The following is a 25,368-nucleotide window of genomic DNA, read 5'->3' as shown; positions in this document are numbered from 1 at the left end:
GGGGTACAGCGGGGACACAGACATGGATCGGGAACCGAAGCCGGCCCGCACGATCGGCATCACGCGAACGAGACCGACGAGGCCGACGAAGCCGACGAGGCGGACCCGGTCGACCACTGGGCAAGTACCAAATTCACGTAAAAACGCTTATCCGGAGCTAACGGGCGGGGTGGTTATGGTAGGGGCTCCACTGGACACCACCAGAGCCGACAGGGGAGGTGCGGCCGAGTCCGCAGATCGGGGAGGAGCGCTACGGCGCCTTCTCGGATGGGCGGGTGGGCCGAAATCCGTGACCGACACCGCTGACCGTTCCCGCGCCACCGACTCCGCTCAGACCGCGACCTTTGCCGCTGACGCGGAATCGCAGGCGTGGACTCCTCCCACCTGGGAAGAGATCGTCAGCACGCACAGCGGCCGCGTCTACCGCCTCGCCTACCGCCTGACGGGCAACCAGCACGACGCCGAGGACCTCACGCAGGAGGTCTTCGTCCGCGTCTTCCGCTCCCTCTCCACGTACACCCCGGGCACGTTCGAGGGCTGGCTGCACCGCATCACCACGAACCTCTTCCTGGACATGGTGCGCCGCAAGCAGCGCATCCGCTTCGACGCCCTCGGGGACGACGCGGCGGAGCGGCTGCCCAGCCGCGAGCCCTCGCCGCAGCAGGTGTTCAACGACACCCACTTCGACGCGGACGTCCAGCAGGCGCTCGACACGCTCGCGCCCGAGTTCCGCGCCGCGGTCGTCCTGTGCGACATCGAGGGCCTTTCGTACGAGGAGATCGCCGCCACCCTGGGCGTCAAGCTCGGTACGGTCCGCAGCCGTATCCACCGCGGCCGCTCCCAGCTCCGCAAGGCCCTTCAGCACCGCTCCCCCGAGGCCCGCGCCGAGCGTCGCTCGCTCGCCGTCACCGGAGCCGTGGCACTGGGAGGAGGGGGCGCGACCGCGTGAGTGGATCACGGTCCAATCCTGCCGAGCGGCATCTCGCCGAGCAGCACCTGGGGGACCGGCTCGCCGCGCTGGTCGACGGTGAGCTCGGTCATGACGCCCGCGAGCGTGTGCTCGCCCATCTGGCGACCTGTCCGAAGTGCAAGACGGAAGCCGACGCGCAGCGCCGGCTCAAGAACGTCTTCGCGCAGAGCGCGCCGCCGCCCCCGAGCGCGAGCTTCCTCGCCCGTCTGCAGAGCCTGCCCGCCACCGGCATCGGCAGTGACGACGACGAACAGCCAGGAGGCCCTAGGACGCCCGTCGACGACGGGTTCGCCACCGGGTCGTCCGAGGCCACCGGCATGCCCGGCAGCGGGGTGTTCAGCACCCGCACGGGAAGACCCGACTCCTTCCTCGGGTACGTTCCCGCGGGCGCCCACGCCGCGGTCCTCGCCAGTGAGCAGCGCGGCTTCCGCATCCATGACGTCCACGACGTCCATGATGTCCGGGATATCCGTGATGTCCGTGGCGGCGTCAAGCCCGAAGGCGAGCGATCCGTCTGGCTGGGGCGGCGGTTCGCCTTCGCCGCGGCCGGAGCGGTGTCCCTCGCGGCGATAGCACTCGGCGGGGTCACGATGGGCACGCCCCTCACCGCTGGTGAGCAGCGGGCCGGCGGCGCGGGTGCCGCCAACAGCAACGCGTCGCCCGTGCGCTCGTCCGGCCCGCCGAGCGCCGCCGTGTCCGACTCCGGTCGGCGCCGGGGCACCAACCCGCTGTCCGTGCAGGGCCCCCGGCCCCAGACCCTCGCGCCCACCACGGCCGCGGGCCCGCTCCTGTCCGGCGCGCCCGCCCGGCCCGGCCCGCACGAGCGCAACCAGCTCACGGCCTCGCTGCTCGCCGGAGCGGGCGTCATGTCCCCCCTGGTGCGCGCCGTGGCCGACACCTCGCAGGGCGCCTCGCCCCAGGGCCTGACGCTGAACGCCGTCGCGGACTTCGCCCCCACCGGCCCCAGCGCCTCCCCGAAGCCCGACACCGGCCTGCGCCACAGCAGCTCGCAGATCCGCTGACGCACGCTGCGCTCCGGCGCGGGGACCTGGTTGAATCCTGGGTGGGCCGTGCGCGCCGGAGACGCGGCGGGCACGGACGGGGAACGCAATGGGCGTCCCCCGCGGGCCAGTTGTGGGGAGAACATGGACGACGAGGGCAAGCCCACCCAGGCGAAGCCGAACTGGTGGAGTCGTCCACGCGACGTGGGCACCGGGCGTGAGTCGGGTGCGGATGCCGGGGGGACCTCCGAGGGGTCCCCCGGCGCTGGGACGGCTTCCGGTGCCGGGACGGCTTCCGGTGCCGGGGCGGCTCACAGTGCCGGGGTGGCTCACAGTGCCGGGGTGGCGCCGGGTGGCGGGGCGGGCGCCGGTCCTGCGGTGGGCCCCGGCGGTTCTGCGGTGGGACCCGCTGGTCCTGTGGCGTCTTCTGGTGCCGGGGTGTCTCCCGGTGGGGTGGCGTCTTCTGGTGCCGGGGGGACTCCCGGTGGCATGGCGTCCTCTGGTGGGGTGGCGTCCTCTGCTGCCGGGGTGTCTCCCGGTGGGGTGGCGTCCTCTGGTGCCCATGTGACTCCCGGTGGCGAGGCGCCCTCCGGTGCCGGGGTGACCCCTGCTCCTCCGGGGCCGGTACCAGGTGCGCCCGTGGCCGACCGGGGGACCGGCGGCGAACCTCAGGACTTCGTGCCCGAGGCCGCGCGGGGTGCGGTGCCGCAGCCCCCCGCCCAGGCGCCCCTCGCCCAGGTGCCTCCCGCCCAGGTGCCTCCCGCCCAGGCGCCTCCCGCCCAGGCGCCCCTCGCCCAGGTGCCTCCCGCCCAGGCGCCCCCCGCCCAGGTGCCTCCCGCCCAGGCGCCCCCCGCCCAGGTGCCCCCGGCCCCGCCCGCCGCGCAGCCGTCCGCTGCCGCCGCGTCGCCGGCGTCAGGAAGCACTCCCGGCCCCGCGCCCGACCCGACCGCCCCCCAGGCCCCTGGGGAGCGCCCTCGCCCCCTGCACGACCCCGACCCCTACGGCACCCCGCCGTACGGCGAGCCCGGCCCCTGGGCCCCCGCTCCGCCCGTGCAGCACCCCATGGGGCCCCCGGCACAGGGCGGCACGCCCCCGTACGGAACTCAGGACCCCGGCGCACCGGCTCCCGCCGCCCACGCCCCGGTGCCCCCGGCCCCCGCCGTCCCCGGCACACCCCCGCACGGAACCCACCACGCGCCGCAGCCGAGCACCCCCGCGCACGCGACCCCCGTACAGGAAACACCCCCGCACGACCCCACAGCCGCGTACAGCGGAACAGCACACAGCGGGCCGGCGCACCGCGAGACAGCACACAGCGGAGCCGGGCGCCCCGAGGCAGCGCACGGCGCATCCCCGCCCCCCGACCCCTGGCGGCGCTACGACCCCTGGGGCGCGCCGCTGCAGCAGACCGGTGCCGCCGTGCAGACGCAGGCGCAGCGGCGGCGGCGCGGGCGGAAGACGCTCGTCCTCGGGGCGGTCGTGGTCGCGTTGGTGGCCGGTGGGATCGGCGGGATCGTCGGGGCCCATCTGGAGCGCGAGGGCGGGCTCGGGCGGCATGTCGAGCTGCCCCAGGCCGGGTCGGAGACGGAGAAGCGGCCCAAGGGCAGCGTGGCCGGGATCGCGGCGAGCACGCTGCCCGGCGTGGTGACGCTGCACGTCCGCGGCGCCGACGGCGCGGGCACCGGCACCGGCTTCGTCCTCGACGGCAAGGGCCACATCCTCACCAACAACCACGTGGTCGAGCCCGGCGGCAAGGGCGGCGACATATCGGTCACGTTCAGCGGCGGGGAGACCGCGAGCGCCAAGGTCATCGGCCGGGACGCGGGCTACGACCTCGCCGTCGTCAAGGTCTCCGGCGTCCGCGGCCTCAGGCCGCTGCCGCTCGGCAACTCCGAGAACGTCCAGGTCGGCGACCCCGTCGTGGCCATCGGCGCGCCCTTCGACCTCGCCAACACCGTCACCTCCGGGATCATCAGCGCCAAGGAGCGGCCCATCACGGCGGGCGGCGAGAAGGGCGACGGAAGCGACGTGTCGTACGTGAACGCCCTCCAGACGGACGCGCCGATAAACCCCGGCAACTCCGGCGGCCCCCTCGTCGACGCCCGCGCCCGCGTCATCGGCATCAACAGCGCCATCCGCTCCGCGGACGGCGGCGGCTCCGCCCCCGAGAGCGGCCGTTCCGGGTCCATCGGGCTCGGCTTCGCCATACCCATCAACCAGGGCAAGCGCGTCGCCGAGGAACTCATCAACACCGGCCGCGCCACCCACCCCGTGATCGGCGTCACCATCGACAAGCAGTTCACCGGGGACGGCGCCCGCATCGCGCAGAAGAGCCAGAACGGCGGCCCCGCGGTCAACAGGGGCGGTCCCGGCGACAAGGCGGGCCTGAGGGCGGGCGACGTGATCACGGCCGTCGACGGGCAGCGCGTGCACTCCGGCGACGAACTCATCGTCAAGGTCCGGGCCCGCCGCCCCGACGACCGTCTCGAACTCACCGTGGAGCGGGACGGCGACGAGCGGAAGGTCACCCTGGTCCTCGGCACCGCGGGCGGCGAGTGAGCCCTCCGGCCGCGAACGAGCCCCCCAGCGGCGAGTGAGCCCCGAACAGAAGCGGTCGCCCTGTTGTCCGTGTGGTAGCCCTGCGGCTACCGGACGGACAGCCGCGGCGGGTACCGTAGAACCGGTCCGGACGGCAAGGAGTCTTCAAGGTGTTCAACGACATTGGCGCACTCGAGATAGTGACGCTGATCATCCTCGCCGTGCTGATCTTCGGACCGGACAAGCTGCCGAAGCTGATTCAGGACGTGTCCCGCACCATCCGCAAGATCCGGCAGTTCTCCGACAGCGCCAAGCAGGACATACGGAATGAACTGGGACCGGAGTTCAAGGACTTCGAGTTCGAGGACCTGAACCCGAAGAAGTTCATCCGCAAACAGCTGGAGAACGACGACCTCGGTCTGAAGGAGATCCGCAACGGCTTCGACCTGAAGAAGGAAATGGCCGAAGTCGCGGACGCCGTGCACGGCCGCGACAGCGATTCCGCCGACGACTCCGGCAGCAGGACCGCCGGTTCCGGCACCGCGTCGGCCAACGGCTCCAGCAGCGGCCGAGGCGACCGCGTCGACATGGAAAAGCGCCCCGAGCCGGGCAAACCCGCGGCCGGGGACCCGCCGCCGTTCGACGCCGACGCCACCTGACCTCCGTCCCGGAACCCTCCGGAACCACCGGGCGGGACCCGCGCCGGCCCTGCGGGAGTGTGCGCCCGCGCCGTCCCTCGTCCGCGCTCCGGCGTGCGCCACGGCATCGTCGATGGCGCTGCGGACACCCCTGTCGCCCACCGGTTTACCGGCATCCGGAATCGGTGTGGCTATCCTGCCTTGTTGTCCGGCGTGAGGACGCCCGAGGGGGGCGGGCCGCTCCGGACCGACGAGAGCGAGGAGGCGGCCGGGTACATGGAGACGACAAGTCGGGTGGGCGCGCAGGCGCCAGACGCGGAGGGCGCCGCGCAGGCCGCGCCCTCCGCCCGGCGCACGGTCGACGGCTACCTGCTGGCGCCCTTCCCCTGGTACGGCCTGGACGAGGCCTTCACGGGACCGCGCTGGCTGATGCAGGTGGGCACCGGCGCGGACGGGGCCGTGGAGCACGGCTCCATCGGTCACGGGGACGAGCCGTCGGTGCGCGCCGAAGGGACGTTCGGGACCGGCGACAAGGAGCGGTTCGCGGTCGTGGTGAGCGTCGCCGCCAACCCGGTGCGCCGCAGCGGCGACGGCACCGGTGTCCTGGAGGCGACCTCGGTGTCCTCCGCGGCGTGGCTGGCCGGTGTGGGCCTGCTGTCCCTCACCTGGCCCGGCCAGATGGACCACAGCCTGCGGGACGACTGGCTCGACCAGCAGACCGAGACCGCCTGGGTCCTCGCCGACGACCTGGACGGGTCCGACTGGTCGACCCTCTCCCTGCCCGTGGACGGGGAGCCGACCTCGTTCCACTACCGGGAGTCCGAGTACGGCTGGGTCCTCGCGGGCTCCACCAAGGAGGGCGTGCACCTGGGGGCGTACGGACGCGGAATGAGCGCGTACGGCCTGGGCTTCTCGGTGGTGCAGGACATCACCTCGTACGAGGCGAAGTAGCCGCGCGATTCCAGTGCTGAGCGCCGGGCGGGCCGGAGCCGGACCGCCCGGCGTTCGGGGACGAGCGCGCGGCACGATGAACGGCCGAGCGCGCGGCGCGATGACGGGCGGGTGCGCGGCGCGATGAGCGCGGGCGCGCAGCGCCATGAACGGGCGGGCGCGTGCGGGAAACCGCTCACAGGGCGAAACGCTCAGTCAGAACTTGTTCCGCGGCGTGATCCCCAGCGACATCCCGGACAGCCCCCGCTGGCGCCCGCCGAGCTTCCCGGCGATGGCCCGCAGCGCCGCCCCCGCGGGCGACTCCGGGTCGGAGAGGACGACGGGCTTCCCCTCGTCCCCGCCCTCGCGGAGCCGTACGTCGATCGGGATGGACCCGAGCACAGGAACCGTCGCGCCCGTGGTCCTCGTCAGGCCCTCCGCGACCTTCTGGCCGCCTCCGGTGCCGAACACGTCGACCATCTCGTCGCAGTGCGGGCAGGGCAGCCCCGACATGTTCTCGACCACGCCGACGATCTTCTGATGGGTCTGCACGGCGATGGAGCCCGCGCGCTCGGCGACCTCGGCGGCGGCCTGCTGCGGGGTGGTGACGACCAGGATCTCGGCGTTCGGGACGAGCTGGGCGACGGAGATCGCGATGTCGCCCGTGCCCGGCGGCAGGTCCAGGAGCAGCACGTCCAGGTCGCCCCAGAAGACGTCCGCGAGGAACTGCTGGAGCGCGCGGTGCAGCATCGGGCCGCGCCACACCACCGGTGCGTTGCCGGGCGTGAACATGCCGATGGAGATGACCTTCACGCCGTTCGCCGACGGCGGCATGATCATGTTCTCGACCTGGGTGGGGCGGCCGTCCGCGCCGAGCATGCGCGGCACCGAGTGGCCGTAGATGTCGGCGTCGACCACGCCGACCTTGAGGCCGTCGGCCGCCATCGCCGCCGCCAGGTTCACCGTGACCGACGACTTGCCGACGCCGCCCTTGCCGGAGGCGACCGCGTACACCCGGGTCAGCGAGCCCGGCTTGGCGAACGGCACCTCGCGGTCGGCCTGGCCGCCGCGCAGCGCCGTGGCCAGCTCCTTGCGCTGCTCGTCGCTCATCACGTCCAGGGTGACGTCGACGCGCGTGACGCCCTCGACGGCCGCGACCGCGTCCGTCACGTTCTTCGTGATCGTGTCGCGCATCGGGCAGCCGGAGACCGTCAGGTAGACGGTGACGGCGACCGCGCCGTCGGCGCCGATCTCCACCGATTTGACCATCCCCAGTTCGGTGATGGGTCGCTGGATCTCGGGGTCGTTCACCGTCGCCAGTGCTTCGCGCACCGCGTCTTCCGTAGCCATAAGGAGATGGTACGGCCCAGTAGCAGGGGGCCGGGAAGGTCTCTCAGCGGTCGCCTACATCACGCGGTCGGCCGCTCTCGGCCGGGAATACGGGCTGCTGCTCCTCCAGCTCCTTGACCAGGTCCTGGAGTTCGGAGCGGATCCAGTCGCGGGTGGCGACCTCGCCGAGGCCCAGGCGCAGGGCGGCGATCTCCCGGGTGAGGTACTCGGTGTCCGCGATGGACCGCTCGTTGCGCTTGCGGTCCTGCTCGTGGGTGACGCGGTCGCGGTCGTCCTGGCGGTTCTGCGCGAGCAGGATCAGCGGCGCCGCGTACGAGGCCTGGAGGGACAGCATCAGGGTCAGGAAGATGAAGGGGTAGCTGTCGAAGCGCAGGTGGTCGGGGGCGGAGACGTTCCAGACGACCCACATGATGATGACGACCGTCATCCAGACGATGAAGCGCCCGGTGCCGAGGAACCGCGCGATCCGCTCCGAGAGCCGCCCGAACGCCTCCGGGTCGTAGTCGGGGAGCAGCTTGCGGCGCGGCGGCCGCGGCTGGTCGAGCCGGAACCGCCCCCGGCCCCGCCCCTCCCGCTCCCGTTCCCGCTCCCGGGCCCGCCCCTCCCGCTCCCGTTCAGGCGCCGCCATGACCCGTCCCCTCCTGGAGGTGAAGCTCCGTCTCGCGCCAGTCGTCGGGCAGCATGTGGTCGAGCACGTCGTCGACGGTGACCGCGCCGAGCAGCGAGCCGCCCTCGTCGACCACCGGCGCCGAGACCATGTCGTACGCGGCGAAGAAGCCCGCCACCACCGGCAGCTCGGCGTCCGGCCGCAGCGGCCTGAGGTCGTCGTCGATGATCGCGCCGACCAGCGTGTACGGGGGGTCGCGGAGCAGCCGCTGGAAGTGCACCGTGCCCAGGTACTTGCCGGTCGGGGTCTCGTCCGGCGGCCGGCACACGTACACCTGCGCGGCGAGCGCGGGGGACAGGTCCCGGTTGCGCACCCGGGCGAGGGCGTCCGCGACGGTGGCGTCCGGGCGCAGCACGATCGGCTCGGTCGTCATCAGACCGCCCGCCGTGCGCTCCTCGTACGCCATGAGACGGCGCACGTCGGCGGCGTCGTCCGGCTGCATCAGGGTGAGCAGACGCTCCTTGTCGTCCTCGGGCAGCTCGGCGAGCAGGTCGGCGGCGTCGTCGGGGTCCATGGCCTCCAGGACGTCGGCGGCGCGTTCCTCCTGGAGCTTGCCGAGGATCTCGATCTGGTCGTCCTCGGGGAGCTCTTCGAGGACATCGGCGAGCCGGTCGTCGGCGAGGGCGGCGGCGACCTCGGCGCGCCGCTTCGGCGACAGGTGGTGCAGCACGTTGGCGAGGTCGGCGGGGCGCAGCTGCTCGAAGGTGGCGAGCAGCCGCTCGGCGCCCTGGCCGTGCTCCTCCAGGGAGAACCCCGCGACGGCGGACCAGTCGACGGTCAGCGCCTCGCCCTTGCGCCGGAACGCCCCGCCCCTGCCCTTGCGGACGAAGAGCCGGTCCACCTCCCAGTCCCTGCGGGCCGGGAGCCGGCGCACGGACACGTCGAGGACGGTGACCTCCTCGCCGCTCTCCACCAGGGTGACCCGGCGGTCCAGCATCTCGCCGATGACGAGGCGCTCCGTGGGCCGCCGCTCGAAGCGCTGCACGTTCAGGACGCCGGTCGTGATGACCTGGCCCGACTCGATGCCGGTAACCCGCGTGATGGGCAGGAAGATGCGCCGCCGCGTGGTCAGTTCGACGACGAAGCCGAGCAGCCGCGGCGGTCTGCGGTCGGTCCTGAGCATGGCGACCAGATCGCGCACCCGGCCCATCTGGTCGCCGTTCGGGTCGAAGACGGCCGTGCCGGCGAGGTGCGAGACGAAGATCCGGGGCGCGCTCCCTGCCATGTGCGGCGCCTCCTCGCTGCTCGCTTCTGTTCGTCCGCCGGGCCATGTCGCTCTTTGCAGCCATTTGTACGGCCTTTCGTACGGGCCTCAGGCTAGCCGGTACCGGGCGCATCCGCCCTGGTGGGGCGTCCGGACGGACTGGCTCGGAGTCACCCGGACGGCACCGGTACGCTGCGGTACGCCAGGCCGTGGTCCGCTCAGGCCTGGGTCGTAGAGGACGTCCGCACGAGAGGCAGCGCCACCTGTGACTGCGATGCGACAGGCCCGCCGTACGCGAAGGGCCGCCTGGGTGGGCGCGGTGTGCGCCGGGCTCGTGGTGGGCGGCGCGGGCCTGACGGGCTGCGGCGGCGGCAGCGAGGACCCGGACGCGGGCACGAACGGCGTGGGCAAGCTGTCCGCGACGAAGATCCAGGGCAAGACGCAGCAGGCCGCCAAGGGCGCGACGGCGGTACGGCTCTCCGGGACGCTCGTCAGCAAGGGCCGGACGTACAAGCTGGACATGCGTCTGAAGGACTCCGGCGGCACCGGCTCGGTGACGTCCAAAGGAGGAACCTTCCAGCTGCTGCGGGTCGACAAGCACCTGTATCTGAAGGCCGACACCGATTTCTGGACACATCAGGGCGAGTCGGGTGGCGAGGGCGAGGGGTCCCCGGCGGACCGGGCGGCGGCCGAGAAGCTCGGCGGGAAGTATGTGAAGGTGCCGCCCGGGGACCCCGCCTACCAGCAGCTCAGCGGCTTCACCGACAAGGGCCTGATGCTGGACGGCACGCTCACGCTGCACGGGACGCTGTCCAAGGGCGACCGCGTCGGGTCCGGTGCCCGGCGCGTCATCAGGATCGCGGGCGACGAGGGCGCGGGCGGCACCCTGGACGTCTCCCTGGCGGGCACGCCCTATCCGCAGCGCCTCCAGCGGGCGGGCGACGCGGGCACGCTGCGGCTCACCGAGTGGGGCAAGGACTTCCCCCTGGAGGAGCCGGGCCTGAACGAGACGGTGGACTACGGCAAGCAGCTGCCGACGTCGTGAGGGGCGCCCGGCGCGGGTGGGGCCCGGCGCCGGTGCGGCTCAGCGCTGCTTGCGCTTGAACAGGAGCCGCGGCAGCGCAGCGGGCACCGGCTCGCGGGTCGTCGCCGGCGTGGGCAGCGGGACCGCCGCGAGGGAGCCGTCCGGCAGGTCCGTGCGCGCGTCCTCGGGGGTGAGCCGCAGCACCCGGCACTGCTCGGCCCAGCGCTCCACCATGAGCTCGCCGTCGGGCGCGTTGAGGCGCTTGCCCTTCAGCTCGGCGACGGCGGCCTCCCAGGCCTCGGAGCGCGGCGCGAGCTCGGTCACCGCGGCCGTCCAGGAGACCACCCGGCCGCCCTTGTCCTTGCTGCGTACGGTGACGTCGGCGCGTGCCCCGTCGACGAGGTCCGGCAGCGGCTGCTCACCGGGGCCGTCGCCGACGACATGGGCGGCGCCGTCGGCCCACACGTGCCACAGCGCGCGCACGGGTCCCGGGCCGCCGACCCAGATGAGCCCCGACTTCTTCGTGGCCTCCTCGACGAGGGCGCGGCCGTACAGCGCGTCAGTGGCAGCAGTCATGCGGTCACTGTAGTCCGGCCGCGCGGGCGGGGCCGAGGGAGCGGGAGGTGCCGCCGGACCGGCCCTACAGCCAGCCGTTGCGCTTCAGGGTGCGGTGGATCGACCAGCAGACGACGCCGATGAAGCCGAGCACCATCGGGTAGCCGAACCGCCAGTGCAGCTCCGGCATGTGGTCGAAGTTCATGCCGTAGACACCGCAGACGGCCGTGGGCACGGCGATGATGGCCGCCCAGGACGTGATCTTGCGCATGTCCTCGTTCTGCGCGACGGCGGCCTGCGCGAGGTTGGCCTGGAGGATGGAGTTGAGCAGTTCGTCGAAGCCGAGCACCTGCTCCTGGACGCGCGCGAGGTGGTCGGCGACGTCGCGGAAGTACTTCTGGATGTCGGGGTCGACGAGCCGCATCGGCCGCTCGCTCAGCAGCTGCATGGGCCGAAGGAGCGGCTGCACGGCCCGCTTGAACTCCAGGACCTCCCGCTTGAGCTGGTAGATCCGGCCGGCGTCCACACCGCGCGAGACGCCTTTGCCGGTGGCGGCGAAGACCTCGTTCTCGACGTCGTCGATGTCGACCTGCATGGCGTCGGCGACGGCCAGATAGCCGTCCACGACGTGGTCGGCGATGGTGTGCAGGACCGACGAGGGGCCCTTGGCGAGCAGCTCCGGCTCGTCCTGGAGGCGGCGCCGCAGCGCGCGCAGCGAGCCGTGTCCGCCGTGCCGCACCGTGATGAAGAAGTCCCGGCCGGTGAAGCACATGACTTCGCCGGTCTCGACGATCTCACTGGTGGCGGTCAGCTCGGCGTGCTCCACGTAGTGGATGGTCTTGAAGACCGTGAACAGCGTGTCGTCGTACCGCTCCAGCTTGGGACGCTGGTGGGCGTGGACCGCGTCCTCCACGGCGAGCGGGTGCAGTCCGAACTCGGCGGCGATCCCGGCGAACTCGGCCTCCGTGGGCTCGTGCAGACCGATCCACGCGAAGCCGCCGTCACGGCGCACCTGGAGCATCGCCTCGTGCGGCGTGAGCGTCTCGTCGGTCGTGTCGCAGGCGACGCGGCGGCCGTCGCGGTAGACGGCGCAGTCCACGACGGCGGAGACGGAGCGGGGGTCGCGGGTGGTGTCGTACGAGCTGTAGGAGGCGCTGTCCTTGCGCAGGGAGGGGCGGACGGCGTCACGCAGGTCGCGGATCATCGACATGGGCAGGCTCCTTCGACGAAAGGGCCGCCTGCGGCGGGTGGAACTGCCCGGAATGGGGACGTCCTGCTGGTGCCTGTGGCACGTCCACAAAGCGGGGAGCACCGCACCGTCGCGGTGGCAGCAACGCTACTGATGCAGATCAGGTGAAACGCGGTGCTCTTCCGTCTTGCGTGCGCACGCCGGGTGCGGACGAGTGGTCACTGGTCCACGGGAGGCCGAGCGCACGGCCGCAGCGACGCTGCTGCGGGAGATTCAGCGGGCGGAAGAGCGAGTGGTACTGCACGGTCGACTTCGATCCACTGCAGCCCCACCTCCTCCGGCCGGTCCCCCGTGGGGGAAGTCCCAGGCGCGTAGCGCCGTCTCCTGCGTCCGGGCTTGAAGGCGACGCTTCTGCGTGCTGCCCGGGTGCCAGCGGCCAACAGTATCAGCCGACCGGTGCGTCAAGCCCCAACCTTTACCCATCACTGATGAGTTCTATGCTCGCGTCATGGCTGATGTTCTTGCTCCGGTCGAGGCCAGGCTCCGCGACTCCCTCGGGGAACCGGACGCGCGCGCGGCGGTGACGTTCCTCGGTACGGACCGCATCGAGGTGCTGCGCTTCCCGGCCGGGGACGTCGTGCGGTACGCCACGCTCGGCATGTCCGCCCGCCCGATGACCGACCCCACGGCCGCGCTCAGCGACCCGGTGCGGGGCCCGCGCGCGGAGCTGGTCCTCTCCGTACGCGGTGGCGTCGCCGAGACGGACAAGGTGCTGCGCCCGCTCGCCGTGCTCGCCGCCTCGCCGCAGGTGGAGGGGGTCGTGGTCGCGCCGGGCGCCTCCCTCGACGTGGGGGAGCCGCTGTGGCCGGGGACGTCGTCCACCTCGGTCCTCGTCGCGGAGTCCGGCGGTCTGGTGGCGGACCTGGAACTCGACGAGCCGATGGATCCCGTACGTTTCCTGCCGCTGCTCCCCATGACGCCCAACGAGGCGGCGTGGAAGCGGGTGCACGGGGCGGCCGCGCTCCAGGAGCGCTGGCTCACCAGCGGCACGGACCTGCGCGATCCGCTGCGCAAGTCCGTACCGCTGGACTGAACGTCCGCTTCCGCCGGGTCAGTTGGCGAAGACGGTCACGCCGTCCTCGGTCGCGTGCCGCGGCTCCAGCTCCTCGGCCTCGTGGGTGAGCGCGGCGCGGCGCGCCCACACCACGCCCGCGCCGAGCAGCGCCGTGACGGCGGCGACGACGAACGGGATGTGGATGTCGCTCCACTCCTCGATCTTCGGCGCGAAGTACGGGGCCGCGGCGGCCGCGAACCAGCGCACGAAGTTGTAGCCGGCGCTCGCCACGGGCCGCGGCGCGTCCGAGACGCCGAGTGCCAGCTCCGTGTAGACGGTGTTGTTCACGCCGATGAAGGCGCCGGACAGGACGGTGCAGACGACGGCGGTGGTGTGGCTGCCGTAGCCGAGGACCAGGACGTCCGCGGCGAGCAGCACCAGCGACCCGCCGAGCACCTTCAGGGAGCCGAACCGCCTCTGCAGCCGCGGCGCCACGAGCACCGAGAACACCGCGAGCAGCAGGCCCCAGGCGAAGAACACCGCGCCCGAGCGGTACGGGCTCATGTCCAGGACGAACGGCGTGAAGGCCAGGACCGTGAAGAACGTGTAGTTGTAGAAGAACGCGGACGCCGCGGCCGAGGCGAGACCGCCGTGGCCGAGCGCCTTGATCGGGTCGAGCAGCGAGGTCTTGCGGGCGGGCTTCGGCTGCTCCTTCAGGAACGCCGTGATGCACAGGAACCCGACGGCCATCAGGACCGCGGTGCCGAAGAACGGGTACCGCCAGCTCGCGTCGCCGAGCAGCGCGCCGAGCAGGGGGCCGCAGGCCATGCCGAGGCCGAGCGCGGACTCGTAGAGCAGGATCGCGGCCGCGCTGCCCCCGGCGGCGGCGCCGACGATGACGGCGAGCGCGGTCGACACGAACAGCGCGTTGCCGAGCCCCCAGCCCGCGCGGAACCCGACCAGTTCACCGACCGACCCGGACGTGCCCGCGAGCCCGGCGAACACCACCACGAGCGCGAGCCCGGCGAGCAGGGTCTTCTTGCCGCCGATGCGGCTGGAGACGAAACCGGTCACCAGCATCGCGACGGCGGTGATCAGGAAGTACGAGGTGAACAGGAGGGAGACCTGGCTCGGCGTCGCGTCCAGGCCCCTGGCGATGGACGGCAGGATCGGATCGACGAGGCCGATGCCCATGAACGCCACGACGGAGGCGCCCGCCGTGGCCCACACCGCCTTCGGCTGCCGCAGCAGGCCTCCGGCCCCGGCGTCGAAGGGGTCCTCGTGCGCTCCGTGTGGGCTGTGCTCTCCGTGTGCGGGGGTGGTCATCCGCAGCTCCTTCGCGTGCTTCCGGACGTAGATCGTTGTCGTATGCATATAATAAGTTAGCTGAGCTAACTAATGCAAGTTACATCTACTTCGGGTCCGGTGGTGGGGCCGGGAAAGCGGCGGGCGGTGTGGTGGAGGCGGCCTCCGGACGGGTGATCGTCCTTGACGGGGGGCCGCCCGGGGAGGACCGTTGGGCGCTATGAGGGGCGAACCCAGTTGCCCGAAGTGTGGTGGCCGGGTCCGGGCTCCCGGCCTCTTTGCCGACTCCTGGCAGTGCGATGTGCACGGCACGGTGCACCCGCTGCAACCCGTGATCCCGCCCAGCGTCGAGGCCCTCCAGGTCGTGGTGCACCGCACCCAGGTGCCCGTGTGGATGCCCTGGCCGCTGCCCGTCGGCTGGCTCTTCACCGGTGTCGTCTGCGCCGGTGACGACCGCAGCGGCGGGCGGGCCACCGCGGTGGCCTGCTCGGGGCCCGCGCCGCTCGGCGGCGTCGGTGAGCTCGTCCTCGTCGCCGAGGAGCTGGGGGTCGGGCTCGGCGCCCGGTACGCCGGCATCGACGGGCCCGACCCCGGGCCCTCCATGAGCGCAGGCAAGCCCGCCCAGACCAAGGTGCTCGCGGCCGGGCGGCCCACGGCCATGTGGCACGTGCCGGGGGCGCCCGACGACCGGGCCGTGTTCGCCGGTGAGGCGCGGGGGCTGTGGCTGTGGGCCATCGCCTGGCCCGAGCAGTCGGGGCTGCTCATGTACGACGAGATGGTCCTGACGGACCTGAGGGACGCCGGGGCCGAGGTGGATCTGCTGCCTTGCGGGGCGTTGTCGCCGCGGTTGCTGATGCCGTAGGGCGCGGCGCCGGGCCTTCGCGGGGCGCCCCAGTCCCACCCCTACTCCGATCCCGGGGCTCCGCCCCGGCCCCCGTTTTTCGGCGCTCCGCGCCTCGTCCTCAAACGCCGGACGGGCTGAAGTCGCGCTCCGCGCTCGTCCGCAATCGCCGGACGGGCTGGAACCGTGCCGGACCGGGCGGAGCTTGGAGCCCGTCCGGCGATTGAGGACGAGGCGCGCAGCGCCGATGGAAGGGCGGGTGGGTGGGGGAAAGAGCCTGCCCGGCGGCCGGGGGGCGCCCGAGGTGGGCGGGACGACGGGGCGCGGACCGTTATCCTTGGGGCAACGTCCCGTCCGTCCCGAAAAGCGTGGAGCCCTACGTGCGTATCGACCTGCACACCCACTCCACCGCATCCGACGGCACCGACACCCCCGCGGAACTGGTCCGCAACGCGGCCACCGCGGGCCTGGACGTGATCGCGCTGACCGACCACGACACCACCCGCGGCCATGCGCAGGCGATCGCCGCGCTCCCCCCGGGCCTCACCCTCGTCACCGGCGCCGAGTTGTCCTGCCGGCTCGACGGCGTGGGGATGCACATGTTGGCGTACCTCTTCGACCCCGACGAGCCGGAGCTGGCCCGGGAGCGCGAACTCGTACGCGACGACCGGGTGCCGCGCGCGCAGACCATGGTCCGCAAGCTCCAGGAGCTGGGCGTCCCCGTGACCTGGGAGCAGGTCGCGCGCATCGCGGGCGACGGCTCGGTGGGCCGCCCCCACGTCGCGGAGGCCCTCGTCGAGCTGGGCGTGGTGGGGAGCGTCTCGGACGCCTTCACGCCCCAGTGGCTCGCCGACGGCGGCCGCGCCTACGCCGAGAAGCACGAACTCGACCCGTTCGACGCGATCCGCCTGGTCAAGGCCGCGGGCGGCGTCACCGTTTTCGCGCACCCCGCCGCTGCCCAGCGCGGCAGGATCGTGCCCGAGTCGGCGATAGCCGAACTGGCCGCGGCGGGTCTCGACGGCATCGAGGTCGACCACCCGGAGCAACTGGCGTACGCGCCCGAGTCCGGCCCCCGGCTGCGCGCCCTCGCCGCGGACCTGGGCCTCCTCGTCACGGGCTCCAGCGACTACCACGGCACCCGCAAGACCGTCTCGCTCGGCGAGTTCACCACCGACCCCGAGATCTACGGCGAGATCACCCGCCGCGCCACGGGTGCCTTCCCGGTGCCGGGCGCGGGCGGAGCCCCGGCCGCCTGACGAGCCGCCGGGAGCCCCGGACCCGCCCGACCGCGCACCGGCGTGTCGGCGAGCCGCACCACACCGCACCGCTCTCAGCGGACCCGCACCCGCACCACCCTCCGCGCACCGCACGCCTTCCGCGCGCCCCGCGAGCGTCCGCGCGCTCTCGCCCCTCGGCGTGGCGCGCCGGCGCCCGCTGTTCCGTACGACCCTCTTCCGCAAGGCCATCACTGTGTTCGACGTCGCCGTCTTCGGCTCCCTCTTCCTCACCCTTTTCGTGATCATGGATCCCCCCGGGGTCACGCCGATCTTCCTCGCACTGACCGCGGGCCGCCCCGCCAAGGTGCAGAAGAAGATGGCCTTCCAGGCGGTGTGCGTGGCCCTCGGGGTCATCACCGTCTTCGGCATCATCGGCCAGCAGATCCTCGACTATCTGCATGTCTCCACCCAGGCCCTGATGATCGCCGGTGGTCTGCTCCTGCTCCTGGTCGCACTCGACCTGCTCACCGGCAAGACCGACGAGCCGCAGCAGACCAAGGACGTGAACGTCGCTCTCGTACCGCTCGGCATGCCGCTGCTCGCGGGGCCCGGTGCCATCGTGCAGGTCATCCTCGCCGTGCAGCACGCCGACGGCATGGAGCAGGTGTCGGTGTGGGCGGCGATCCTCGCGATCCACGTGGTGCTGTTCCTGGCGATGCGCTTCTCGCTGCTGATCATCCGCGTCATCAAGGACGGCGGAGTCGTGCTCGTGACCCGGCTCGCCGGCATGATGCTCTCCGCGATCGCGGTGCAGCAGATCATCAACGGCGTGACGCAGGTGATCCGCGGCGGTTGAGCCGGTCGGGTGACCGCACCCGCGCCCGACACCACGCACAGAGCCCTGTGCGACACCGGTTGCTCCGGATGTCGTACAGGGCTCTGAAGTGTGTGATGAGGCCTGTCGGCGGCGTTATGAGGCCGAGGCGTCGGCCGGACGGATGTAGAGGCGCTGCCCTATGGCCGCGGCTTGCTGCACGATCCGGTTGACGGAGGCGGCGTCCACGACGGTCGTGTCCACGGCGGTGCCGTCGACGTCGTCGAGTCGCATGATTTCGAAGCGCACGGGCTTCTCCCTTCGTCTGGTGATCCTCCTGAAGGAGAACTGCTTGCTACATAGGGGTGCAACGACTTGACCCGTTCAAACATTCCCTACGCTAAAGAAAATTTTCGAGTGGCTAATGAATATGGCGTTTCGTGACCGTAACGCGGCTTGTTGTGTTCGCTGCGTCACAGTCACCGGTTGTGCCCGCTGTGTGACGGACGGGACAATGCGTTCTGTATGGACATGGACGAGACCATTGACGAGAGCGGCGGCATCACCGCGCGGCTCGAGCGCACCAACGGACTCCTGGAGCGCATGCTCGTCGAGGTGGCCAAGACCCCGTCCACGCACGCGATCTTCGTGGACGCCGGCTATCTGTACGCCGCCGCCGGGCGGCTCGTGACGGGCACCGAGGACCGGCGGACCTTCGAGCTCGATGCCGAAGGGCTGATCGACGCGCTGATCGACAAGGCGCGCACGATCTTCGCGGACAGCAGGCTCCTCCGCGTGTACTGGTACGACGGCGCGAGACGCCGCATCCACACCGCCGAGCAGCAGTCGATCGCGGAACTCCCCGACGTCAAGGTCCGCCTCGGCAACCTCAACGCCAACAACCAGCAGAAGGGCGTCGACTCGCTGATCCGCTCCGACCTGGAGTCCCTCGCCCGGCACCGGGCCATCAGCGACGCCGCGCTGATCGGCGGCGACGAGGACCTCGTGTCGGCGGTCGAGGCCGCGCAGGGGTACGGCGCACGCGTCCATCTGTGGGGCATCGAGGCCCCCGACGGCCGCAATCAGGCGGAGCCGCTCCTGTGGGAGGTCGACAGTCAGCGCACGTTCGACGCGGACTTCTTCAAGCCGTTCGTCACGCGCCGCCCCGCCGCGCCGTACGAACCCGCGGCCACGGCGGCCCGGCCCTCACGGGACGACGTGCGCTTCGTCGGCGCCCAGATCTCCGCGAAGTGGCTCTCGGCGCGCGGCCGGGAGGCGCTGGTGGGCCTGCTGCCGGGCCACCCCTACCTGCCGGGATCGGTCGACCAGGAACTCCTCGTCGAGGCCGAGCGGCTGCTCGACTACTCACTGCGGGGGCAGTCGGACCTGCGGCGGGTGCTGCGGGACGGGTTCTGGGACCACCTGCAGAAGTACTACTGAGCACCGCGCGCTGCGGGCCGCTCCGGTGCGCAGCTGTCCCAGAAGGCGGCCAGCGCGGTCGCGGTGGCCTCCGGACGGTCCGTGTTGGGGGAGTGCTCCGCGCCCACGACCACCGTGCGGCGTGCGCCCAGACGGCGCGCCATGTCGTCAAGGAGCGGCACCGGCCAGGTGTCGTCGCGCTCACCGGACACCACGTGCTTGGGCAGGGGCGCCGCGGCGAGCTCGTCGACGCGGTCGGGTTCGGTGCGGAGCTGGTGGCCGGTGGCGATGAGCTGGGCCGGGTTGTTGCGCAGCCAGCGGGCGCGGAGTGCGGCGGCGTCGGTGTCTTCGGTGTCGTCGACGGCGTCGGTGTCGGCGGTGCGCGGGACGGCGGCGGTGTCGGCCCCCGGTCCGGTGGCGGTAGCGGTGTCCTCCGGTGGCGGCTGCATGGCCTGCATGGCCTCCCACACCACGGCCATGGGGTGGGCGGCGACGGCGTCCGTCAGGAGCGTGGCCCGGGTGCGCTGCGACGGGGAGATGCGGGCCGGGCCCGACGCCATCAGGGTGAGCGAGGCGAAGGTGCCCGGGGGCGCGAGGAGTACGGCGGCGCGGGCCACCAGGCCGCCCAGGGAGTGGCCGAGCAGGTGCGGGGGCTCCTCGCCGTCGCCGTGGACGGCCGCCGCCTGGGCCAGGACGTCCGCGGCCAGCTCCTGCTGCGCGTACGCGGCGACGTCGTCCGGGCCCGTGGACTCGTACTGGCCGCGGCCGTCCACGGCGACGGTGCGGTAGCCGGCCTCGGCGAGGGGGCGCAGCAGGGCGATGAAGTCCTCCTTGCTCCCCGTGAAGCCCGGCAGGAGCAGGGCCGTGCCCTTGACCTCGCCGGTCGGGCGGGTGTCGAGCACGGCGAAGTCGCCGCGGGCGGTGCGCAGCCTGTACGCGCGGGTGCCCGCGGGCGGGACGAAGGTCGGCGGCCGGCTCATGCCCCCGAGGCTACTGGCCGGGGGCCCGCGGCCGGGGGGTGCCCCCGCCCCCCTCACATCCCGGTTCCCGGAGGCTTCGCCTGTGCCCACCCGTTCCGCCTCTGGCGGACCAGCTGCCCACAGGGGGTTGCCCCCGGGGGGGGGAGGCATCGGCTGGGTACCTTGTGTCCGTTATGCGGAGTAACGGGCGGGCGGGTGGGAAACATCCGCCGCGGAGCGGCGGGAAGGAAAACACCCGTGCCCGGGACCACGAGGGCCCCGGGCACGGGAGAGGGAACTGCACGGACTAGCTGTCGGCGGACTCCGCCGACTTACGCGTCCGCCGCCGCCGAGGCTTGACCTCCGCAGCCTCCTCGGAGGCAGCGGCAGCGGCCGGAGCCTCCGCAGAAGCCTCCGCCCCCGCACGGGTACGCCGCCGCCGCCGAGGCGTACGCGGCGCGGCAGCCTCCTCCGCCACGGACGAGCCGGACGAGACGGCCGAAGCAGACGAGGCAGAAGCAGCGGACGAGGCAGGCGAGGCGTCAGCCTCGACGACGGCCGTGGCCGCAGCCTCCCCCTCGACCGGCGCCCCGGCCCGGGTCCTGCGCCGCCGCCGAGGCGTACGCACGGGCCGCTCGGCCTCCTCGGCCGGCGCACGCCCCCCGGCCCGGGACCGCGCGGGCCCCCGGGAGCCGGAACCGCCACGCGAACCGCGGGCCCCGGTCTCGCCCAGGTCCTCGATCTCCTCGGCGTCGAGCCCGGCGCGCGTGCGCTCCGTGCGCGGCAGGACACCCTTCGTACCGGCGGGGATGCTCAGCTCCTCGTACAGGTGAGGGGAGCTGGAGTACGTCTCGACCGGGTCGTTGAAGTCCAGGTCGAGCGCCTTGTTGATGAGCTGCCAGCGCGGGATGTCGTCCCAGTCGACCAGCGTGATCGCGATGCCCTTGGCGCCCGCGCGGCCGGTGCGGCCGATGCGGTGCAGATAGGTCTTCTCGTCCTCGGGCGACTGGTAGTTGATGACGTGCGTGACGCCCTCGACGTCGATGCCGCGCGCGGCGACGTCGGTGCACACGAGCACGTCGACCTTGCCGTTGCGGAACGCGCGCAGCGCCTGCTCGCGCGCTCCCTGGCCCAGGTCGCCGTGGACCGCGCCGGAGGCGAACCCGCGGCGCTCCAGCTGCTCGGCGATGTCCGCGGCCGTGCGCTTCGTACGGCAGAAGATCATCGCGAGGCCGCGGCCCTCGGCCTGCAGGATGCGGGAGACCATCTCCGGCTTGTCCATGGAGTGCGCGCGGTACACGAACTGCGCGGTGTTCGCGACGGTCTGGCCCTCGTCGTCCGGCGCGGTGGCGCGGATGTGCGTGGGCTGCGACATGTACCGGCGGGCGAGGCCGATGACGGCGCCCGGCATGGTCGCGGAGAAGAGCATCGTCTGGCGCTTCACCGGAAGCATGTTGATGATCTTCTCGACGTCGGGCAGGAAGCCCAGGTCGAGCATCTCGTCGGCCTCGTCGAGGACGAGGCACTTGATGTGCTTCAGGTTCAGCTTGCGCTGTCCGGCCAGGTCGAGCAGGCGGCCCGGGGTGCCGACGACCACGTCGACGCCCTTCTTGAGGGCCTCGACCTGCGGTTCGTAGGCGCGGCCGCCATATATGGCGAGGACGCGGACGTTGCGCGCCTTGCCGGCGGTCAGCAGGTCGTTGGTCACCTGCTGGCACAGCTCGCGGGTCGGAACCACGATGAGGGCCTGCGGTGCCTCGGTCAGCTGACCGGACTCGGCGCGGCCCGCCTCGACGTCGGCGGGGACGACGACGCGCTCGAGGAGCGGAAGGCCGAAGCCGAGCGTCTTGCCGGTGCCGGTCTTCGCCTGGCCGATGACGTCGGTGCCCGAAAGGGCGACGGGGAGCGTCATCTCCTGGATGGGGAAGGGGTTGATGATGCCGACGGCCTCAAGGGCCTCGGCGGTCTCGGGGAGAATTCCGAGCTCTCGGAAAGTCGTAGTCAGGGCAATGCCTCTTCTGTGAGACGCGGCGCGAGGCGAACGCTGGGGGTCGTGACCGTACCGGGGACTGCCGGCCGCCTGGGGAACGAGCCCGGCGAGCCGGTGGTACGGGACCACTGCCGACGCTCGAGCGCTCACACCGCTGAGGGGGTCCCTCCGCATGCAGTACGCACCGTGCATACCGCCCTGGAGGGCTGTCTGGTCGGAGCCGATCGGGCCACCGACCGGGCATCCTCATTCATGCGGCCCGTCGAATATTCGGCGGGCGCATTACCACTGTACCCCGGAATCTCGCATGCGTGTCCGGCGAATTGCTCACGTTGCCGTCGTCACAGTGGTTGACCAGGCCCTTACGCCGTGCGGCGAGCGGGCTATTGTGCGCTTCATGGAGACGTCTGACACCGCCGCGAAGCCCCCCGAACGCCCCGAAAGCACCGCAGCCGCCGAAGCCGCCGAAGAGAACGCCGCCGCCCCCACCGGGGTCGCCGCGCAGGACTGGAAGACGGCGTCCGCCGACCCGCAGTACCGCGCCGCCGTCGTGGATCTGCTCGGCGCGCTCGCGTACGGCGAGCTGGCGGCGTTCGAGCGCCTCGCGGAGGACGCGAAGCTGGCGCCGACGCTCGCCGACAAGGCGGAGCTGGCGAAGATGGCGTCCGCCGAGTTCCACCACTTCGAGCAGTTGCGGGACCGGCTCGCGGCGGTCGGCGCGGAGCCCACCGAGGCCATGGATCCTTTCGTCGAGGCGCTCGACGGGTTCCATAAGCAGACCGCGCCGTCCGACTGGCTGGAAGGCCTGGTCAAGGCGTACGTCGGTGACTCCATCGCGAGTGACTTCTACCGCGAGGTCGCGGCGCGGCTCGACGTCGACACCCGCTGGCTGGTGCTCGGTGTGCTCGACGACACCGGCCACGCGAGCTTCGCCGTGGAGAAGGTGCGGGCCGCGATCGAGGCGGAGCCGCGGGTCGGCGGGCGGCTCGCGCTGTGGGCGCGGCGGCTCATGGGTGAGGCCCTTTCCCAGTCGCAGCGCGTGGTCGCCGACCGGGACGCGTTGTCGACCATGCTGGTCGGGGGGGTCGCGGACGGGTTCGACCTCGCGGAGGTCGGGCGGATGTTCTCCCGGATCACCGAGGCGCACACCAAGCGCATGGCCGCGCTTGGCCTGGCGGCCTAGCCTTGCCGGGGTAGGTGCCGGCGCCCGTCGGGTTCGCCCCAGCCGTGGTGGCCGTCGATCGCCCTGCGGGCTCGTCCTCAAGCGCCGGACGGGCTGGGGTCGCCCTGCGGGCTCGTCCTCAAGCGCCGGACCGGCTGGGGTCGCCCTGCGGGCTCGTCCTCAAGCGCCGGACGGGCTTTTTCTCGCGCGCCGGACGGGCCTTTTCTCGCGTGCCGGGCGGGCTGGAACGTCCGCCGCCAGGCCTACGCAGGTGCCTGGCGGCGGTGCAGGCGGCGGGTGGGGCGGAGCAGGAGTGAGAGCAGGGCCGCGGAGACGGCCAGGGCGCCCAGCAGGATCGCGGGCGGGTGGCCCGGACCGAGCGCCATGTGCGTGATGAAGGCTCCGACGAGCGCTCCGCCCACTCCGGTGGACAGGACGAGGGCTCGTGCGGGGAGCCGGTGCGGCAGTCGGCGGGCCGTCGCCCAGGCCAGGGCGAGGCCGATGAGTGCGGAGCCGAGTGCTTCGAGGATCACGGTGTGTTCCCTCCCTCGTGGCCAGGTGCAAATCGGTCGTAGCCGGTCTTACCCCCGGCTGCCGGAATACAACCCTCCAGCTCCGGGTGCCCGGACGCGCACACCCGAACCGAACTCCCGGTGCCCGGACGAGCAATCCGAACCGAACTCCGGGCGCCCGGACGAGCACACCCGAACCGAACTCCGCGCCGACGCCGGGAAATCGCGCCGCCGCACACGGAACGACGGCCCGGTGGCAGTGCCACCGGGCCGTCGTCCTGCTGCTCGCGCGTGGTCCTACAGGGCGCCGAAGCCCACCTTGCGCTGAGTCGGCTCGCCGATCTCCACGTAGGCGAGGCGGTCGGAAGGCACCAGGACCTTGCGGCCGTGGTCGTCCTCCAGGCTCAGGAGCGGGGCCTTGCCCGAAAGAGCCTCGGACACCGCGCTCTCGACCTCCTCGGCGCTCTGACCGCTCTCCAGAACGATCTCGCGCGGCGCGTGCTGCACGCCGATCTTGACCTCCACGCTTTGTCCCTCCGACGGTCAGTGATGTGCGCGGGCGCCCGCGCCGTACCCAGCACAGATTAGCCCGGTGAGGGGACGGGATCGGTGCCGGGCGTGCACGCCAGGAGCGAACAACGCCGGGGCGCAGGGTGGGAACAAATGCGCGGTCAGTGGCCTTCCGTGCCGTGCAGCGGGAAGCCCGCGATGCCGCGCCAGGCCAGCGAGGTGAGCAGCTCCACCGCCTTCTCGCGCGGCACGCCGCCGTCGCTGTGCAGCCAGTAGCGCGCGACGACCTGGGCGAGGCCGCCGAGTCCGGACGCCAGGAGCATCGACTCGGACTTGGACAGGCCGGTGTCCTCCGCGATCACCTCGCAGATCGCCTCGGCGCACTCCAGGGTGACCTTGTCCACGCGCTCGCGGACCGCGGGCTCGTTCGTCAGGTCCGACTCGAAGACCAGCCGGAACGCGCCGCCGTCGTCCTCCACGTACCCGAAATAGGCGTCCATCGTGGCCGCGACGCGCAGCTTGTTGTCCGTCGTCGACGCGAGCGCCGCGCGCACCGCCTGGAGCAGGTTCTCGCAGTGCTGGTCGAGCAGCGCGAGGTAGAGGTCCAGTTTGCCGGGGAAGTGCTGGTAGAGCACCGGCTTGCTGACGCCCGCCCGTTCCGCGATGTCGTCCATCGCCGCCGCGTGGTACCCCTGCGCGACGAACACCTCCTGGGCCGCGCCCAGAAGCTGATTGCGCCGGGCACGGCGCGGCAGGCGTGTGCCCCGCGGGCGCGCCGCCTCTGTCTGCTCGATGGCTGTCACGCCGCCTCCCGAAGTCGTCCTTGTGCTGCGGTGTGCGCCGCGTCGCCATCGTACTTTTCGGTAACTGTGATGTGTGCGGTGCGAGCGCAGAATTTCACGGACTGGATGTCCTCGACACGTCCCGGCGCCGGTGCGTAGCCGGGCGAACACGGGCAGCTGCGTGCGGGTCGGCCGCCCGGGTGCGCCGTCAGCGGTAGTCGTCCTCGTCCTGGGACACCACGCGTGCCTGTTCTGCCAGGTCGGCCTCGTCGGCGGCGTTCTGGTCCGCCTCATTGAGGGACTGGAGCGAGTCGTCCCGCTCCGGGGTGAGGGCGGTGTGCTGCTCGGCGGAGTCCGCCTCCGGGGTCTCCGGCCCTGACTCCTGCGCCGAGGGCTCATCCACCTGGAAGGTGTCGGGGTCGGTCGGGTCGACGCTCATGTGGACTCCTCGGCTCTCTTTCCCGGGGCGACGGTCTCTTCCCCGGGCTGACGGGTCTTTTCCCCGGGCTGGCGGGTCTCTTCCCCGGGTTGGCGGGTCTCTTCCCCGGGCTGACTGGGAAGCCGGCTCGCGACTTGCGCGCCGTGCCTCGCTCTCCCGGGGTTTCCCGGGGGCCCGCTCTCATGCCTCTCGCCGCGCCCGGGTCTGCGGCGGGCGGTTCCCGCGATCACCTCAGAGCCTAGGGAAGAGGTGATTTCGCCGCCACGCGATCCCCGCCGGATCTGTGACGCCGAACACG

Annotated in this window: 25 protein-coding genes; 12 read left to right on the top strand and 13 right to left on the bottom strand. The window is 72.3% G+C overall.

Going from position 1 to position 25,368, the window contains the following annotated elements:
* The first annotated feature begins 175 nt into the window (after positions 1-175).
* From sigE to GPA10_RS00670, 5 genes are all read left to right on the top strand, one after another.
* Positions 176-949, top strand: a complete 774-nt coding sequence (sigE, locus tag GPA10_RS00690; protein WP_198351472.1) for an RNA polymerase sigma factor SigE — start codon at positions 176-178, stop codon at positions 947-949.
* Positions 946-1,992: an anti-sigma factor family protein gene (locus GPA10_RS00685; RefSeq protein ID WP_343040141.1), complete on the top strand. Its 1,047-nt coding sequence runs from the start codon at positions 946-948 to the stop codon at positions 1,990-1,992. Before sigE ends, GPA10_RS00685 begins: the two co-directional genes overlap by 4 nt.
* A gap of 618 nt (positions 1,993-2,610) precedes the next feature.
* Entirely contained in the window at positions 2,611-4,530 is a 1,920-nt protein-coding gene (locus GPA10_RS00680; protein ID WP_343040139.1) for a S1C family serine protease, read from the top strand.
* A gap of 149 nt (positions 4,531-4,679) precedes the next feature.
* Positions 4,680-5,168 (top strand): sec-independent translocase, encoded by a 489-nt coding sequence (locus GPA10_RS00675; RefSeq protein WP_058849720.1) that lies wholly within the window; start codon positions 4,680-4,682, stop codon positions 5,166-5,168.
* Positions 5,169-5,423: 255 nt separating this feature from the next.
* The gene (locus GPA10_RS00670) at positions 5,424-6,098 is read left to right on the top strand and encodes a hypothetical protein (RefSeq protein ID WP_058849806.1); all 675 of its coding nucleotides are present in this window, start codon (positions 5,424-5,426) and stop codon (positions 6,096-6,098) included.
* A 195-nt stretch (positions 6,099-6,293) separates the two neighbouring features.
* On the opposite strand, the gene GPA10_RS00665 is transcribed toward GPA10_RS00670, so the two are convergent.
* The 3 genes from GPA10_RS00665 to GPA10_RS00655 are packed head-to-tail and all read right to left on the bottom strand — an operon-like array spanning position 6,294 to position 9,319.
* Complete coding sequence (locus tag GPA10_RS00665) at positions 6,294-7,427, bottom strand: Mrp/NBP35 family ATP-binding protein (protein ID WP_058849719.1); 1,134 nt, start codon at positions 7,425-7,427, stop codon at positions 6,294-6,296.
* Between the two features lie 43 nt (positions 7,428-7,470).
* On the bottom strand, positions 7,471-8,055 hold the full coding sequence (locus GPA10_RS00660; protein ID WP_157163795.1) for a DUF1003 domain-containing protein: 585 nt from the start codon (positions 8,053-8,055) through the stop codon (positions 7,471-7,473).
* Positions 8,042-9,319, bottom strand: coding sequence for a magnesium transporter MgtE N-terminal domain-containing protein (locus GPA10_RS00655; RefSeq protein WP_058849717.1), 1,278 nt, complete (start codon positions 9,317-9,319; stop codon positions 8,042-8,044). The genes GPA10_RS00660 and GPA10_RS00655 overlap by 14 nt, the downstream gene beginning before the upstream one ends.
* 253 nt (positions 9,320-9,572) lie before the next feature.
* Between GPA10_RS00655 and GPA10_RS00650 the strand changes: the two genes are divergently transcribed.
* Positions 9,573-10,343, top strand: a complete 771-nt coding sequence (locus GPA10_RS00650; RefSeq protein ID WP_058849716.1) for a hypothetical protein — start codon at positions 9,573-9,575, stop codon at positions 10,341-10,343.
* A gap of 39 nt (positions 10,344-10,382) precedes the next feature.
* On the opposite strand, the gene GPA10_RS00645 is transcribed toward GPA10_RS00650, so the two are convergent.
* Both GPA10_RS00645 and GPA10_RS00640 read right to left on the bottom strand, forming a co-directional pair.
* Positions 10,383-10,898 carry a hypothetical protein gene (locus tag GPA10_RS00645; RefSeq protein ID WP_157163794.1) on the bottom strand — a complete coding sequence of 172 codons (516 nt, stop codon included), beginning with the start codon at positions 10,896-10,898 and terminating at the stop codon, positions 10,383-10,385.
* 64 nt (positions 10,899-10,962) lie between these two features.
* A complete protein-coding gene (locus GPA10_RS00640) occupies positions 10,963-12,087 on the bottom strand; it encodes a magnesium and cobalt transport protein CorA (RefSeq protein WP_157163793.1) in 1,125 nt (374 codons plus the stop codon).
* A 487-nt stretch (positions 12,088-12,574) separates the two neighbouring features.
* Between GPA10_RS00640 and GPA10_RS00635 the strand changes: the two genes are divergently transcribed.
* Positions 12,575-13,159: a suppressor of fused domain protein gene (locus GPA10_RS00635; protein ID WP_157163792.1), complete on the top strand. Its 585-nt coding sequence runs from the start codon at positions 12,575-12,577 to the stop codon at positions 13,157-13,159.
* 18 nt (positions 13,160-13,177) lie between these two features.
* Here GPA10_RS00635 and GPA10_RS00630 read toward each other — a convergent pair whose 3' ends face one another.
* Entirely contained in the window at positions 13,178-14,446 is a 1,269-nt protein-coding gene (locus GPA10_RS00630) for an MFS transporter (RefSeq protein ID WP_157163791.1), read from the bottom strand.
* Between the two features lie 199 nt (positions 14,447-14,645).
* Here GPA10_RS00630 and GPA10_RS00625 point away from each other — a divergent pair, with 199 nt between their 5' ends.
* The 3 genes from GPA10_RS00625 (at position 14,646) to GPA10_RS00615 (ending at position 17,339) form a co-directional block, all read left to right on the top strand.
* A complete protein-coding gene (locus GPA10_RS00625; protein WP_058849712.1) occupies positions 14,646-15,287 on the top strand; it encodes a DUF6758 family protein in 642 nt (213 codons plus the stop codon).
* Between the two features lie 359 nt (positions 15,288-15,646).
* A complete protein-coding gene (locus GPA10_RS00620; protein ID WP_343040137.1) occupies positions 15,647-16,522 on the top strand; it encodes a PHP domain-containing protein in 876 nt (291 codons plus the stop codon).
* Positions 16,523-16,736: 214 nt separating this feature from the next.
* On the top strand, positions 16,737-17,339 hold the full coding sequence (locus GPA10_RS00615; RefSeq protein ID WP_058849803.1) for a MarC family protein: 603 nt from the start codon (positions 16,737-16,739) through the stop codon (positions 17,337-17,339).
* A 114-nt stretch (positions 17,340-17,453) separates the two neighbouring features.
* On the opposite strand, the gene GPA10_RS00610 is transcribed toward GPA10_RS00615, so the two are convergent.
* Positions 17,454-17,606, bottom strand: coding sequence for a hypothetical protein (locus GPA10_RS00610; protein ID WP_016644538.1), 153 nt, complete (start codon positions 17,604-17,606; stop codon positions 17,454-17,456).
* Between the two features lie 216 nt (positions 17,607-17,822).
* Here GPA10_RS00610 and GPA10_RS00605 point away from each other — a divergent pair, with 216 nt between their 5' ends.
* Positions 17,823-18,737, top strand: coding sequence for an NYN domain-containing protein (locus GPA10_RS00605; protein ID WP_425505632.1), 915 nt, complete (start codon positions 17,823-17,825; stop codon positions 18,735-18,737).
* Here the strand turns inward: GPA10_RS00605 and GPA10_RS00600 are convergent.
* Both GPA10_RS00600 and GPA10_RS00595 read right to left on the bottom strand, forming a co-directional pair.
* Positions 18,731-19,696, bottom strand: a complete 966-nt coding sequence (locus GPA10_RS00600) for an alpha/beta fold hydrolase (RefSeq protein WP_157163790.1) — start codon at positions 19,694-19,696, stop codon at positions 18,731-18,733. The two genes, GPA10_RS00605 and GPA10_RS00600, sit on opposite strands and share 7 nt — an antisense overlap.
* 286 nt (positions 19,697-19,982) lie before the next feature.
* Positions 19,983-21,587, bottom strand: a complete 1,605-nt coding sequence (locus tag GPA10_RS00595) for a DEAD/DEAH box helicase (protein ID WP_157163789.1) — start codon at positions 21,585-21,587, stop codon at positions 19,983-19,985.
* A gap of 466 nt (positions 21,588-22,053) precedes the next feature.
* On the opposite strand from GPA10_RS00595, the gene GPA10_RS00590 reads away from it, so the two are divergent.
* On the top strand, positions 22,054-22,848 hold the full coding sequence (locus tag GPA10_RS00590; RefSeq protein ID WP_425505631.1) for a ferritin-like fold-containing protein: 795 nt from the start codon (positions 22,054-22,056) through the stop codon (positions 22,846-22,848).
* A gap of 242 nt (positions 22,849-23,090) precedes the next feature.
* On the opposite strand, the gene GPA10_RS00585 is transcribed toward GPA10_RS00590, so the two are convergent.
* From GPA10_RS00585 to GPA10_RS00570, 4 genes are all read right to left on the bottom strand, one after another.
* Positions 23,091-23,360, bottom strand: a complete 270-nt coding sequence (locus GPA10_RS00585) for a hypothetical protein (protein WP_058849709.1) — start codon at positions 23,358-23,360, stop codon at positions 23,091-23,093.
* Positions 23,361-23,636: 276 nt separating this feature from the next.
* Positions 23,637-23,864: a DUF3107 domain-containing protein gene (locus tag GPA10_RS00580; protein WP_343040136.1), complete on the bottom strand. Its 228-nt coding sequence runs from the start codon at positions 23,862-23,864 to the stop codon at positions 23,637-23,639.
* A 146-nt stretch (positions 23,865-24,010) separates the two neighbouring features.
* Positions 24,011-24,652, bottom strand: coding sequence for a TetR/AcrR family transcriptional regulator (locus tag GPA10_RS00575; RefSeq protein ID WP_058849707.1), 642 nt, complete (start codon positions 24,650-24,652; stop codon positions 24,011-24,013).
* A gap of 187 nt (positions 24,653-24,839) precedes the next feature.
* On the bottom strand, positions 24,840-25,070 hold the full coding sequence (locus GPA10_RS00570; protein ID WP_058849706.1) for a hypothetical protein: 231 nt from the start codon (positions 25,068-25,070) through the stop codon (positions 24,840-24,842).
* Between the last annotated feature and the right edge of the window lie 298 nt (positions 25,071-25,368).

The organism is Streptomyces typhae (assembly GCF_009755605.1).
Classification (GTDB): Bacteria; Actinomycetota; Actinomycetes; order Streptomycetales; family Streptomycetaceae; genus Streptomyces; species Streptomyces typhae.
Note: the sequence above shows the minus strand (reverse complement) of the source record. Positions and strands in the feature narration are given on the sequence as shown.